Source organism: Pseudomonas sp. B13(2017), from assembly GCF_002113245.1.
Classification (GTDB): Bacteria; Pseudomonadota; Gammaproteobacteria; order Pseudomonadales; family Pseudomonadaceae; genus Aquipseudomonas; species Aquipseudomonas putida_Z.
Genome location: NZ_NEJX01000008.1, coordinates 25,940 through 39,031 on the forward strand (window position 1 = coordinate 25,940; position 13,092 = coordinate 39,031).

Below are 13,092 nucleotides of genomic sequence, written 5' to 3' on the forward strand. Positions count from 1 at the left end.
GGCCCTTTTTTCTACCTGTCAGAAATGTATTGCCTGTACTGGCCCTATCGCCGGCTGCCAGCTCATGGCTGACGCCCCCAGCGACCCGAACATCGGCACCACGCGCATGCAGGGCGAGTTGCGTGCTGCCGGTGGCCAGCTGCTGTTCAAGCCGTGCAGCGAAAACCGCACTTTCGTGATCAACGACGTCGCCGCCACCGGCATCCTGCAGGAGGCCGCCAACCTCGCCAAGGACGCCAACGACAAGCTGTTCGCCGACGTCCGTGGCCGCCTCACCGGCAGCAGGCAGGCCAACAACGACGGCCAGCTGGAAGTTCGCCGCCTGTACCGCCTGGAACCTTCCACCCGCGCTTGTGAAGACCCCAACTTCAAACAGCTGACCCTGCGCGCCAACGGCCATGAGCCGGAATGGGACATCAAGGCCAGTGGCAAAGGCATGGTGCTCAACCGCGTCGGCCAGGACCCCCTGCCCCTGCCCTTCCTGGAAGAAGAAGTGCCCGGCGGCGGCCTGACCCTGACCAGCGAAGCCAACGGCCAGCACGTGGAGCTGTGGGTCGCGCCACAACGCTGCGTAGACACCGCCACCGGTGCCATCCACCACCTGCGCGCCGAACTGCGCATCGACGGCAAGACCCTGCAGGGCTGCGGTTACTACGGCGGTGCGCGCGACAACTGATCGCCGGGCGCTTTTATCCTGCCAGTCGGGGCGGCGAACAGCTTATACTTGGCGGTTTGTGTAAAGCCGCCGGCCGCCCATGGCCGGGATACTGGACCCTGCCATGCTACGAATCACCGAACTGAAGCTGCCCCTGGACCATCCCGACGAAGCCCTGCGTGAAGCCATCGTCCAGCGCCTGGGCATCCGCGACGAGCAACTGCTCAGCTTCAACCTGTTCAAGCGCAGCTACGATGCGCGCAAGAAGAACAGCGAACTGCTGTTCATCTACACCATCGACCTGGAAGCCAGCAACGAAGCCGAACTGCTCAGCAAGTTCGCCGACGATCGCAACATCGGCCCGGCGCCAGATGTGACCTACAAGTTCGTCGGCCAGGCCCCTGCCGACCTGCAGGAGCGCCCGATCGTGGTCGGCTTCGGCCCGTGCGGCATCTTCGCCGGCCTGTTGCTGGCACAGATGGGCTTCAAGCCGATCATCCTCGAGCGCGGCAAGGAAGTGCGCCAGCGCACCAAGGACACCTGGGGCCTGTGGCGCAAGAGCGTGCTCAACCCCGAGTCCAACGTGCAGTTCGGCGAAGGCGGCGCCGGTACCTTCTCCGACGGCAAGCTGTACAGCCAGATCAAGGACCCGCAGCACCACGGCCGCAAAGTGCTGGAAGAGTTCGTCAAGGCCGGTGCGCCGGACGAGATCCTGTACATCAACAAGCCACACATCGGCACCTTCCGCCTCACCGGCATGGTCGAGCAGATGCGTCAGGACATGATCGCCCTCGGCGCCGAAGTGCGCTTCCAGCAGAAGGTCACCGACCTGCTGATCGAGGATGGGCAGCTGACCGGCGTGGTGCTGGAGAGCGGCGAACAGCTGCACTCGCGCCATGTGGTGCTGGCCCTGGGCCACAGTGCCCGCGACACCTTCCGCATGCTGCACGCCAAGGGCGTGTACATGGAAGCCAAGCCGTTCTCGGTGGGTTTCCGCATCGAACACCCGCAAACGCTGATCGACAAGGCGCGCCTGGGCAAGTACGCCGGTCACCCGAAACTTGGTGCCGCCGACTACAAGCTGGTGTACCACGCCAAGAACGGCCGTTCGGTGTACAGCTTCTGCATGTGCCCGGGCGGCACCGTGGTCGCCGCCACCAGCGAGCCAGGCCGGGTGGTTACCAACGGCATGAGCCAGTACTCGCGTAACGAGCGCAACGCCAACTCCGGCATCGTCGTCGGCATCGACCCCGAACGCGATTACCCGGGCGGCCCGCTGGCCGGCATCGAGCTGCAGGAGCGCCTGGAAGCCCACGCCTATGTGATGGGCGGCAGCAACTACCAGGCACCGGCGCAGCTGGTAGGTGACTTCGTCGCCGGCCGGCCGTCGACTGCGCTGGGCAGTGTCGAGCCGTCCTACAAACCGGGCGTGACCCTGGGCGACCTGGCGCCAAGCCTGCCGGACTTCGCCATCGAGGCCATTCGCGAGGCACTGCCGGCGTTTGACCGGCAGATCAAGGGCTACAACCTGCATGATGCAGTGTTGACCGGGATCGAGACCCGCACCTCGTCGCCGCTGCGAATTACCCGCGGTGAGGACTTCCAGAGCCTGAACCTGAAGGGGCTGTTCCCGGCGGGTGAAGGGGCTGGGTATGCGGGCGGGATCCTGTCGGCAGGTGTCGATGGCATTCGTATCGCCGAGGCGGTGGCGCGGGATATGCTCGGTCTCTGAGCCTTTATTGCCTGCCAAGGCCCTTTCGCGGGCTCGCCCGCTCCCACAGGTGCCGCGCCAGATCTGAATGTGGCGCGGTACCTGTGGGAGCGGGCAAGCCCGCGAATAGGCCCTGACAGGAATCAGAATTATCCAACCCAGAGATCAGACTCTCCCTCCCCCTTCCTTCCCCATCTGCATCTAGGCTTCCCTCAGCCCAGCCAGTAACAACATATAACAAAAACGAATATAGTTTTTGTTTGAAAGCATATCGTCACAGGCTAGGGTGTACGCCCGTTCCATCGTCAACTGCTCATGGAGAGCCTATAGCCCGTGCGTAGCCTGTTCACCCGCTTCTTCCAGCTCGAAGCCGCCAGCGGCCTGCTGCTGATCGCTGCGGCCATCCTGGCCCTGGTCATCAACAACTCGCCGCTGTCCTACCTGTACAGCGGCCTGCTCGACGTCCCCGTCGCCGTCCAGGTCGGCGCGCTGCACATCGCCAAACCGCTGCTGCTGTGGATCAACGACGGCCTGATGGCCCTGTTCTTCCTGCTCATCGGCCTGGAGGTCAAGCGCGAGGTGGTCGACGGCCACCTGTCCAAGCCCTCCCAGGTGATACTGCCTGCCACCGCCGCCGTGGGCGGCATGGTGATACCGGCACTGATCTACTGGTTCATCAACCGTGACAACCCGGCGGCCGTGGCCGGCTGGGCGATCCCCACCGCCACCGACATCGCCTTCGCCCTTGGCGTACTGGCCTTGCTGGGCAAGCGCGTGCCGGTGTCGCTGAAACTGTTCCTGATGACCCTGGCGATCATCGACGACCTGGGTGCGATTATCGTCATTGCCCTCTTCTACTCGGGCACCCTGTCGAGCGTGTCGCTGCTGCTGGCCGCCGCCTGCCTGGTAGTGCTGGTGGCCATGAACCGGCTTGGCGTGGTCAAGCTTGGGCCGTACATGGTCGTTGGCCTGATCCTGTGGGTCTGCGTGCTCAAGAGCGGTGTGCATGCCACCTTGGCCGGGGTTGCCCTGGCCCTGTGCATCCCGCTGCGCACGCGCCATGCCGAACGCTCGCCACTGCTCGCCCTGGAGCACGCCCTGCATCCTTGGGTCGCCTACGCCATCCTGCCGCTGTTCGCTTTCGCCAATGCCGGTGTATCGCTGGCAGGCATGACCGTAGAAAGCTTCACCCACCCGGTGCCACTGGGCATCGCCGTCGGGCTGCTGCTGGGCAAGACCGTGGGTGTCTTCGGCCTGACCTGGGTCGCGGTCAAGCTGCGCCTGGCCGCGCTGCCTGCAGGCGCCAGTTGGGGGCAATTGCTGGGCGTGGCAATACTTTGCGGTATCGGCTTCACCATGAGCCTGTTCGTTGGCTCGCTCGCCTTTGTGCCTGGCAGCAGCGATTACGCCGGAATGGACCGCATGGGTATTCTCACCGGCTCGTTCTTCGCCGCCGTGATCGGCTATGCGATAACCGCCATGGCCAGCCGCAAGCCCAACGTCGGCTGACCTGGCCGCAGCGTGAAAAAACCCCGACTGGCGAGCGCCATGTCGGGGTTTTGTCTTGTTGGGCTACGGTCAGTGCGTGACGCGGCTGGTGCCATCGACAGTCATGATGCGCACGCGGTCGCCAACGCGGAAGATCTCGTTCTGCTGCACGGCCTGCACATAGGCACGCATGCTGCCATCATCCTCACGCACGGTAATTTCGACACCCTGGGTACGAGTCAGGCCTTCTTCGGCGGCGGAACCGGCCAGGCCACCGGCAACGGCACCAATCACGGCGGCGACGATGCTGCCACGGCCCCCACCCACGGCGCTGCCGGCCACGCCACCGACGATGGCGCCAGCACCACCGCCGATCGGGGTCTTGGTGCCTTCGATCTTGACCGGGCGCAGGGACTCGATGGTGCCCATGCGCACGGTTTGCACGCGGCGGGCCTCATCACGGGAGTAGCTGTCACCGGTCAGGCTCGAGGCACAGCCACCCAGCAACAGCGACATGGTGGTAAAGGTCGCCACCAGCAAAGCGGATTTACGCATGGGTAAAGTCTCCATAAGTCAGGTGCTCATTAGACGCTGCACGTTGACGGCTGTCACGGTACAAACGTAATAAAATTGTTTTCATTCAGCCAAGGGACAGCCTGCGTGGCTGTGTCGAGGCCTTTCAAGTGAGACCAAGGATAGCCATGGATTACTTCATCGTCGTGGTCACCACCGTTGCGGGGTTGTACTTCCACTGGTGGCTGTATGTGCGCATGCGCCGCTGGATGGACCGTGACCTGGCGTTGTCGCTGGCTGGGGCGGACCCTGCAAAACGCACGTATATGCTGGAAAGGCTGGAGCAGGCGCGGGTGGAGAAGGTGGGGCGCAAGCAGTTGGCGGGGTGGTTGGAGCGGGAGGCTGCGGGGTATCCGGGGTAGCCTTGGAGATTGCTGGGGCCGCTTTGCGACCCTTTCGCGACACAAGGCCGCTCCCACAGATTGGGTCTGCGCTGTACCTGTGGGAGCGGCCTTGCGTCGCGATGGGCTGCGCAGCAGCCCCCGGAATCTCAGGGCGCCAACCGCTCCCGCAGCCACTGCCCATCCACCAGTCGGTAGTTCAGTCGGTCATGCAGGCGGCTGGCCCGCCCCTGCCAGAACTCGATGCGTTCAGGCAGCAAACGATACCCACCCCAATGTTCCGGGCAATGCGGCTGGGTGTCGGAGAAGCGCGCCTCGGTGGCTTTGACCAGCCCCTCCAGCTCCTCACGGCCGGCAATCACCTGGCTCTGCGGCGAAGCCCAGGCCCCCAGGCGGCTGCCCAACGGGCGCACCTGGTAGTAGGCGTCCGACTCCTGGGGCGTGACCTTTTCCACCCGCCCTTCGATGCGCACCTGGCGCTCCAGTGCCGGCCAGAAGAAGGTCATGGCGGCGAAAGGGTTTACCAATAGTTGCTGGCCCTTGGCACTATCGTAGTTGGTGAAGAAGGTGAAACCACGCTCATCGAGCCCCTTCAGCAGCAAGATACGGCAGTGAGGGCGGCCTTCACCATCGACAGTGGCCAAGGTCATGGCGTTGGCTTCCACCGGTACCTGCTCGGTTTTCACCGCATCGGCGAACCACTGGTGGAACAGGGCGAACGGCTCCCCCGGGGCCTGGGCTTCGGCCAGGCCATCACGGGTGTAGTCGCGGCGCATATCGGCCAGGGATTGGGTCATTGCTGCGTTCCTTGACGATCAGTTGGTCTTCGCAGGGCTGTTGGCAGCTACTTTCTTGTCAGTGGTAGCTTTCTTGGCGACGGGCTTGGCCGGCGCGGCTTTTTTCTTGGCCGTGGTCTTGGCTGGCGCCTTGGCCTTGGCTTTGGTTACAGGCTTCTTCGCAGCAGCCTTGGTGGCCGGCTTGCTGTCGGCAGGCTTGGCGGCAGGCGCCTTGACGTCCTGCACCGCCACCATCGGGGCCCGCGCCGGGGCGGCTTGCTGGTACTTGGCCAGCAGGGCGACCATGGTGTTCTGCGGGGTCAGCAGCATTTCCACACGGCGGTTCAGGGCACGGCCCTCGGCGCTGTCGTTGGCGGCGCGCGGCATTTCCGAGCCCATACCCTTGAGGTTCAGGCGATCACGCTGCAGGCCGCTGAGGCGGAAAATGGCCGACACCGAAGCGGCGCGCTCCAGGCTGAGCTTCTGGTTGGCGGCAGCGACACCGCTGCTGTCGGCATGGCCGAGCACCAGCACGGCGGTCTTGGCATCGCCCTCGACAGTCTTGGCCACACGAGTGATCGGGCCCAGGGTCATCGGCAGCAGCATGTTCGGACGATCAGGGTTGTACGAGCTGTCCACCGGGATGGTTACGGCCAGCACGTTGTCACGGCGCTCCAGTTCCAGCTTGCTGCCCTTGATCGCCTCACGCAGCTTGGGCTCGTACTCGTCCAGCCAGGCCTGGGTGGCCTTCTGGTCGATCTTCGGTACCACCGGCCCCTTTGCCTGCTTCTCTTCACCGCCGAACGGCCACCACCAACGGCTGGCGTTGTCGGACTTGGCGTCGGCCTTGGCCACGTTTTCCGTGACGGCTTGCTTCACTTCCTGCTCGGCAACCTTGTCCGAACCGAAGGGCCACCAGCTCGAGGCGCTGTCCTTCGAGCCGTCCTGGGGGTGACTGGCGCAGCCGGTAACGGCGGTCAGGCACAGGGCGAGTGCTAAGGTTTTGTGTGAAGACATCAGCGATACACCATGAAATAGAAAGAAATTTTGCCTACGCCTTTCAGGCGTTGGCATTGAGGATAGTCAAAGGGGTGGGGCAACACCCGCATTACCCGATCAAAGGCAACTGGCAAGGACGCGTACCAGTTTCTGGGCTCGCGGGTCCATGAGCACATAAGGGCCGAGGGTATTGACCACGAAACCGAAGGCCACATCGTGTTCCGGGTCAGCGAAACCGACCGAGCCACCGGCACCTGGGTGGCCGAAGGCGCGGGCCCCGAGGCCGAAGGTGGCATTGGCCACGTCGGGCTGGTCGAGCATGCAGCCCAGGCCAAAACGGGTTTGGGTGAGCAGGGTGCGATCCTGGCCGTGGCTGTGCTCACGGGTCAGTTCGTCGAGCAGTTCGGATTCGAGCAGGCTGCCGTCCAGCAACCCGGCATAGAAGCCCGCCAGGCTGCGTGCATTGCCATGGCCATTGGCCGCTGGCTGCTGCATGCGCCGCCACTCCGGCTTGTTGGTACTGGTCAGGATCGCCGGCGGGTTGGTGAAGGCACGGGTCGACAGGGCCTCGGGCTCGCGCATGGTCACCTGCAGCAGGCGCTGCGCCGCAGCGTCCCCGGCGTTGCCCTTGCCACGGGCGATGTGCGCCACGCGATAAAACTCATCGTCCGCCAGGCCGACATGAAAATCCAGCCCCAACGGCCGAGCGGTACGGGCCACGATCGAGTCGCCGGGGCCACGGCCGTCGGCACGGCGGATCAGCTCGCCGATCAGCCAGCCGTAGGTAATGGCGGCATAGCCGTGCTCGGTGCCGGGTGTCCACCAGGGCGTTTCGGCAGCCAGCGCATCGACCATGGCCTGCCAGTCATACAGCGCTTCGGCCGGCAGCAGCTCACGGATGGCCGGCAAGCCGGCACGGTGGCTGAGCAGCTGGCGCAGGGTGATCGCCTGTTTGCCTGCCTGGGCGAACTCGGGCCAGTAGTTGGCCACCGGCGCATCGAGCGCCAGCTTGCCCTCGCCGACCAGTTGCAGGGCGGTGACAGCGGTGAAGGTCTTGGTGCAGGAGAACAGGTTGGCGATGGTATCGCTGTGCCAGGCCTGCTGGCCGTCCTTGTCGGCACTGCCGGCCCACAGGTCGACCACGGTTTCGCCACCAACCTGGATGCACAGCGCGGCGCCACGCTCCTGGGGATCATCGAACAGCGCGGCGAAGGCTTCGCGCACTGCTTCGAACTTCAGCTCATAGTGACCCTGGATCTGCACCCGCTGTTCTCCGTACGACCAATTCCGAAAATGGTGTGCATTGTTTCAGTAGTTGCGTGTTTTGCAAACTGGCTTGGGCCAAGTGGTCGCGACGAATGGTAGCCAGGAGGAACGGTGCTCCTGTAGGAGCGGCCTTGTGTCGCGATGGGCTGCGCAGCAGCCCCAAGATCTCAGCCGCAATGCACAAATTGCCGGGGCTGCTGCGCAGCCCATCGCGACACAAGGCCGCTCCTACACCAGACCGCGTCAGCCGGTTGCTAGGGCGCCGGTTTTTCCAGTTGGGCGCGCAGCTGGCTCATTGCCTGCAAGTTGCTCTTGCGCACGGCATCGACAAACCCCGGATATGGCATATCGGTGATCGCCACCAACCCGAGGTGGCCGTTCTCGCCATCGAGCAGGCGGCCGCTGGCCGGCTGGTCGAGGTACTGGAACCAGTGCGCGCCAACGATCATCGGCTGCGCCAGGGCCGCCTTGAGGAAGTTGCCGTAGGCCGGGCCACGGTCTTCTTCCCGCGCCACTTCCAGCGGCCCCGGCCAGAACGGCCCGCGATCGCGCGAGCCGAACTGGAACTCGGACACCAACACCGGCTTGTCCAGCTCGGCCAGGCGGGCGAAGTCGTAGCCATCCTGCGGCTTGAGGGTATAGAAGTTGAAGCTGAGCACATCGCAGAACTCTGCGCAGGCCTTGACCGCCTCCGGCGTGCTGACGGCATAGCGGCCCCCCAGCAGCAGGTGATTGGGCGCATGCCACTTCAACGAGTCGGCAATGGTCCTGAAGTAGGTTTCGGCGAACACCTGCTGGAAGTGCTGGTAGTCACGCTCGATTTCCGGGTGCTCCGGGTCGGGCAACGGTGCCTCGAAGCCCGGGTCCTCCATCAGTTCCCAGGCGGTCAGCTCGATGCCCCAGGCCTTGGACAGCCCTTCCTGGTTGCGGTACTTGTCACGCAACTGCTTGAGGAAGGCGCGCTTGGCCGGTACATCGGTGGTCAGGCGCAAGGTACCGTAGGCCAGGCCGTAACGCGCCTTCGGGTCGCTACCGGGGGCGGCCCAGGCCAGTTCGTTGTCGGCGAAATAGCCGATCAGCCAGGGGTCGTCACGGTGATCGCGGGCGGCAATGGCCACGGCGCGCTCGGTAGCCATGGCAAAACGCGGGTCGAACGGGTCGGGCATGCGGCCCCACCAGTCCATGCCGGTGCTGATGCTGGCGTAATCCCCCACGATCGATAGCGGCAAGGTGTACGGCATGCGCCTGGCTTGGCCCAGGGCCGGCTCGCTCCAGTTGCCGACCGTGTTGAAACCCCAGGCCTGCAGGCGGTCGAGCGCATGCGCCTGCCAGCGGGCGGTATCCAGCGCAAATGGTGGGCAGTTGGCCGGCTGCCCTTCTACCGCAGGCGGGCAGGGTTTGCCATAGGTGCGCTGCAGGTTGGCGGCATAGAAATCGAACCAGCGCCCCTGTTTGAAGTTGCGTCCTTGCGACGAGGGGTTGCCGTCGTCGTTGTTGCCTTCGCCATAGAATGCGGCCAGTGCATCACCCTCGCCCGGCAACGCCTTGAACATCCCTTCACGCCCGGCGACGTAGGTACGCCCGCCATCCGCGGCCACGGCATTCACCCCCAGGGAATAGAATGGATGCCCCTCGGGCGTTACCAGGTACCAGCGGCCGTCACGCTTTTCGGTGCGGAAGAAGCCTTTGGCCTCGAACGCCGGCCCGGCCAGGAGGCCACCGTATGCATCCAGCTGCTGCTTGCCACGCTCTGCCAGCCAGCCTTTGAGCTGTTGCTGCTCGCGTGCATCGGCCGCCTTGAGCTGCTCGTCATTGGCAACCTTTTCAGGCCAATGGCCGCGGGTGGACTGGCCATAGGCATCGATCAGCTCATGGTAGGCCGCCTTGTAGGCCTGGTCGTCATCCTGGATTCCGACCCGCTCGATCAGCAGGTTCTGCGCCACCTTGGGGTTGGGGATACTCAGGCTGACCGACGTCACCTGCTTGAGGTCGACCGCGCCGGCGCTGCTGGTCAGCAGCAGGCGCTGGCCGCCATGGTTCCAGGGCATGGGCGGGCCGGCACGCATGCCCTGGCTCAGCGGCGAGCTGGCCGTCAGCGGTACCATCACGGTTTGCGCAGGACCGGCCGGAAGGTCGATGCGGCTGGTCAACGTGCGGCCATCACTGCCCTGCACCATGACGTCCACGGTCAGCGCCCAATCCATCGCGCTTTGCAGGCGCAAGGTCAGGAACTGACCGCCGGACCAGTCCCACACACCGCTTTGCGGGCTCAGCCGCAGGGTCGGCCGCTGGGCTGGGTTGAACACCACGCGCCGCAACACTTCGCCTTCGGCCGTCTGCTCCGCGTTGTACTGCGGCATGCCGGCATCCTCGGTCGCCACGTTGACCACCGAGGCCGGGCGCACGAAGCTGAACAGCGTCTGCTGCCCAGCCAGCAAGGGCGAGCTGAACAACAGGGCGAAAATGGCGGGCAGGGTACGGCGGACCATAAGGCTGGGGCTCTCCTTCAGGGCCCTCATGGCCCACGACTGAGTAATGGACATCGCGCCGGAGCAAGTGTGCTCCGGCGGTCAGGAAATCTCCCGCCGGAACGGCGGCAGCGCATTGAGAATAGCCTTGCCGTAGCGCTGGGTGACCAGGCGCCGGTCAAGCAAGGTGATGACACCGCGATCCTGTTCGGTTCGCAGCAGGCGGCCGCAGGCCTGGATCAGCCGCAGCGAGGCGTCGGGCACGGCAATTTCCATGAACGGGTTGCCGCCGCGAGCTTCGATCCACTCGGCCAACGCCGCTTCGACCGGGTCGTCGGGCACGGCGAAGGGAATCTTGGCGATCACCACGTGCTCGCAGTAGGCACCCGGCAGGTCGACACCCTCGGCAAAGCTGGCCAGGCCGAACAGCACGCTGTGCTGGCCATCGTCGACACGCGCCTTGTGCTTGTTCAGGGTTTCCTGCTTGGACAGGTTGCCCTGGATCAGCACCAGCTTGCGCCAGTCACGGTCCAGGCCATCGAACACGTCCTGCATCTGCTTGCGCGAGGAGAACAGCACCAGCGCGCCGCGGGCATCTTCGACGATGTTCGGCAGTTCGCGGATGATCGCTGCGGTATGCGCCGCCGCATCCCTCGGGTCGGCCTTGAGGTCGGGGACCCGCAGCAGGCCGGCATCGCCATGCACGAACGGGCTGGGCACCACGCAGGTGACCGCGTCACGCGGCAACCCCGAGCGCATGCGGAAGCGGTCGAACTTGCCCAGCGCGGTCAGCGTCGCCGAGGTCACCAGCGCGCCATGGGCCACGCTCCACAGGCTGCGGCGAAGCATTTCGGCGGCCAGGATGGGGCTGGCGTTGACTTCGATGTCGAACAGCGCACCGCTCTCGGCCAGGGTCAGCCAGCGGGCCATGGGCGGGCTGTCTTCCGGGTCTTCAGCGGTAAAGGCCGTCCACAGCTCCCAGTTGCCCTGGGCACGGGTGACCAGGCTACCGAACAGTGGGTACCACTCCTCGGCCTGGTGGCTGGCGATGCCGATGTTGACCTCACCATCCATGCCTTCCTTGAGCAGGTCGGCCAGGCGGGTGAACAGGTCGTTGAGGCGGGCAAAGCCCTTTTTCAGCTCGATGCCCACTTCGCGAATCTGCTCCGGCACCACGCCGCCTTCGAAGCGGTAGCGCGGGCGCTCACGGCCTTCGTTGTCCTCGCTGGGGCGGAAGTCGGCAACCTGCTCGCACAGGGTGAACATGAACTGCTGCTGGGTGCGCACTTCCCGCGCAAGCTCCGGCACCTGTTCGATGTACTTGCCCAGGTCACCGGGCAGCGGGTGCTGGGCCAGCAGCTTGGTCAGGTTCTTGGCGGTCTGCTCCAGCCAGTCGGCAGTGGAGCGCAGGCGCGAATAGTGGGCGAAATGGCCGATGGCCTTGTCCGGCAGGTGGTGGCCTTCGTCGAACACGTACATGGTGTCGCGCGGGTCGGGCAATACCGCGCCGCCGCCCAGGGCCAGGTCGGCCAGCACCATGTCGTGGTTGGTGACGATCACGTCGACCTTGCCCATGCCTTCGCGGGCCTTGTAGAACACGCACTGCTGGAAGTTCGGGCAATGACGGCCGGTGCACTGGCTGTGGTCGGTGGTCAGACGCGCCCAGTCCTGGTCTTCGAGGGCTTCGGGCCAGCTGTCGCGGTCACCGTCCCAGCGGTTGCCGGCAAGCTTCTCGATCATGCTGTTGAACAGCTTCTGGCTGCGCTCGTCGACTTCGATGTGGAAGCCTTCTTCCTCGAACAGCTGGGCGGTGGCCGATTGGGCGTGGCCTTCCTGCAGCAGGATGTCGAGCTTGGACAGGCACAGGTAGCGGCCACGGCCCTTGGCCAGGGCGAAGCTGAAGTTCAGCCCGCTGCTGCGCATGAGGTCGGGCAGGTCCTTGAAGACGATCTGCTCCTGCAGCGCCACGGTGGCGGTGGCGATCACCAGGCGCTTGCCGGCGGCCTTGGCGGCCGGAATGGCAGCCAGGCTGTAGGCCACCGTCTTGCCGGTACCGGTGCCCGCCTCCACTGCCACCACGGCAGGCTCGCCGGCACGGCGGCCTTCTTCGTCGCAGGCGATGTCGCCAAGCACCTTGGCCACTTCGGCGATCATCAGGCGCTGGCCATAGCGCGGCTTGAGGCTCTTGGCTTCGAGAAAACGCGTATAGGCGCCCTGGATGGTGGCTTTGAGTTCGTTGCTGATCATGGTCTGCAGGCGCCCGGCGGGCTGGATATATTTTCAGTGTTTCGCATGGGGCGGCTATCATACCCCGCTATTGCCCTTTATGCCGCATGGAGATCCGGATGCTTGCCTTTGCCCTGCCCTACACAATGCATGTCCTGGCCGCCCTGGTGTGGGTCGGCGGCATGTTCTTCGCCTGGCTGGTGCTGCGCCCGGCAACGGTTGCAGCCCTTGAAGGGCCTGCCCGGCTGCGCTTGTGGGTGGAAGTTTTCCGACGCTTCTTCGGTTGGGTCTGGCTGGCCGTGGCGATTTTGGCGATAAGTGGTATCGGCATGTTGCACATGCGCTTCAGCGGCTTCGAGACTGCACCGAAGTATGTGCAGGTGATGATCGGTGGGGGCATCGCCATGTTTGCCCTGTTCATGCGCATTCAGGCGTTGCTGCTGCCGGAGCTGAGGGCGGCGGTGCAGGCCGAGGACTGGCCGGCAGGTGCGGCAGTGCTGGGGCGGATTCGGCGGATGGTGGGGATCAACCTGCTGCTGGGCCTGGCGGTGGTAGCCGTGGCCAGTTCGCGGCTGATGCTCTGACAGGA

At 64.9% G+C, this 13,092-nt stretch carries 11 protein-coding genes; 5 read left to right on the plus strand and 6 right to left on the minus strand.

Going from position 1 to position 13,092, the window contains the following annotated elements; genetic code table 11:
• Nucleotides 1–28 precede the first annotated feature (28 nt).
• From CAG44_RS12650 to nhaA, 3 genes are all read left to right on the plus strand, one after another.
• A complete protein-coding gene (locus tag CAG44_RS12650) occupies nt 29–676 on the plus strand; it encodes a COG3650 family protein (protein WP_371916771.1) in 648 nt (215 codons plus the stop codon).
• Between the two features lie 103 nt (nt 677–779).
• A complete protein-coding gene (locus tag CAG44_RS12655; protein ID WP_046614721.1) occupies nt 780–2,387 on the plus strand; it encodes an NAD(P)/FAD-dependent oxidoreductase in 1,608 nt (535 codons plus the stop codon).
• A gap of 312 nt (nt 2,388–2,699) precedes the next feature.
• On the plus strand, nt 2,700–3,875 hold the full coding sequence (gene nhaA, locus CAG44_RS12660) for a Na+/H+ antiporter NhaA (protein WP_085590187.1): 1,176 nt from the start codon (nt 2,700–2,702) through the stop codon (nt 3,873–3,875).
• 69 nt (nt 3,876–3,944) lie between these two features.
• On the opposite strand, the gene CAG44_RS12665 is transcribed toward nhaA, so the two are convergent.
• Nucleotides 3,945–4,409: a glycine zipper 2TM domain-containing protein gene (locus tag CAG44_RS12665; RefSeq protein ID WP_013973925.1), complete on the minus strand. Its 465-nt coding sequence runs from the start codon at nt 4,407–4,409 to the stop codon at nt 3,945–3,947.
• Nucleotides 4,410–4,555: 146 nt separating this feature from the next.
• On the opposite strand from CAG44_RS12665, the gene CAG44_RS12670 reads away from it, so the two are divergent.
• On the plus strand, nt 4,556–4,789 hold the full coding sequence (locus tag CAG44_RS12670) for a hypothetical protein (protein WP_085590189.1): 234 nt from the start codon (nt 4,556–4,558) through the stop codon (nt 4,787–4,789).
• A gap of 128 nt (nt 4,790–4,917) precedes the next feature.
• On the opposite strand, the gene pdxH is transcribed toward CAG44_RS12670, so the two are convergent.
• The 5 genes from pdxH to dinG all read right to left on the minus strand — a co-directional run bounded on the left by pdxH (nt 4,918) and on the right by dinG (nt 12,524).
• Entirely contained in the window at nt 4,918–5,565 is a 648-nt protein-coding gene (pdxH, locus tag CAG44_RS12675; protein ID WP_025340364.1) for a pyridoxamine 5'-phosphate oxidase, read from the minus strand.
• Between the two features lie 18 nt (nt 5,566–5,583).
• On the minus strand, nt 5,584–6,561 hold the full coding sequence (locus CAG44_RS12680; protein ID WP_085614187.1) for an OmpA family protein: 978 nt from the start codon (nt 6,559–6,561) through the stop codon (nt 5,584–5,586).
• A gap of 99 nt (nt 6,562–6,660) precedes the next feature.
• Complete coding sequence (locus CAG44_RS12685) at nt 6,661–7,806, minus strand: serine hydrolase domain-containing protein (RefSeq protein ID WP_085692257.1); 1,146 nt, start codon at nt 7,804–7,806, stop codon at nt 6,661–6,663.
• A 257-nt stretch (nt 7,807–8,063) separates the two neighbouring features.
• Nucleotides 8,064–10,298 carry a beta-galactosidase gene (locus tag CAG44_RS12690; protein ID WP_085692258.1) on the minus strand — a complete coding sequence of 745 codons (2,235 nt, stop codon included), beginning with the start codon at nt 10,296–10,298 and terminating at the stop codon, nt 8,064–8,066.
• A gap of 81 nt (nt 10,299–10,379) precedes the next feature.
• On the minus strand, nt 10,380–12,524 hold the full coding sequence (gene dinG / locus CAG44_RS12695; RefSeq protein ID WP_013973931.1) for an ATP-dependent DNA helicase DinG: 2,145 nt from the start codon (nt 12,522–12,524) through the stop codon (nt 10,380–10,382).
• 98 nt (nt 12,525–12,622) lie between these two features.
• Between dinG and CAG44_RS12700 the strand changes: the two genes are divergently transcribed.
• Nucleotides 12,623–13,087 carry a CopD family protein gene (locus tag CAG44_RS12700; RefSeq protein ID WP_085692259.1) on the plus strand — a complete coding sequence of 155 codons (465 nt, stop codon included), beginning with the start codon at nt 12,623–12,625 and terminating at the stop codon, nt 13,085–13,087.
• Nucleotides 13,088–13,092 lie beyond the last annotated feature (5 nt).

Bases quoted from the DNA above. Each gene is read 5' to 3' on its own strand.
- CAG44_RS12655 (WP_046614721.1), top strand. From the start codon at position 780: ATGCTACGAATCACCGAACTGAAGCTGCCCCTGGACCATCCCGACGAA.
- CAG44_RS12665 (WP_013973925.1), bottom strand. From the start codon at position 4,409: ATGCGTAAATCCGCTTTGCTGGTGGCGACCTTTACCACCATGTCGCTG.
- CAG44_RS12670 (WP_085590189.1), top strand. From the start codon at position 4,556: ATGGATTACTTCATCGTCGTGGTCACCACCGTTGCGGGGTTGTACTTC.
- pdxH (WP_025340364.1), bottom strand. From the start codon at position 5,565: ATGACCCAATCCCTGGCCGATATGCGCCGCGACTACACCCGTGATGGC.
- CAG44_RS12680 (WP_085614187.1), bottom strand. From the start codon at position 6,561: ATGTCTTCACACAAAACCTTAGCACTCGCCCTGTGCCTGACCGCCGTT.
- CAG44_RS12690 (WP_085692258.1), bottom strand. From the start codon at position 10,298: ATGGTCCGCCGTACCCTGCCCGCCATTTTCGCCCTGTTGTTCAGCTCG.
- dinG (WP_013973931.1), bottom strand. From the start codon at position 12,524: ATGATCAGCAACGAACTCAAAGCCACCATCCAGGGCGCCTATACGCGT.
- CAG44_RS12700 (WP_085692259.1), top strand. From the start codon at position 12,623: ATGCTTGCCTTTGCCCTGCCCTACACAATGCATGTCCTGGCCGCCCTG.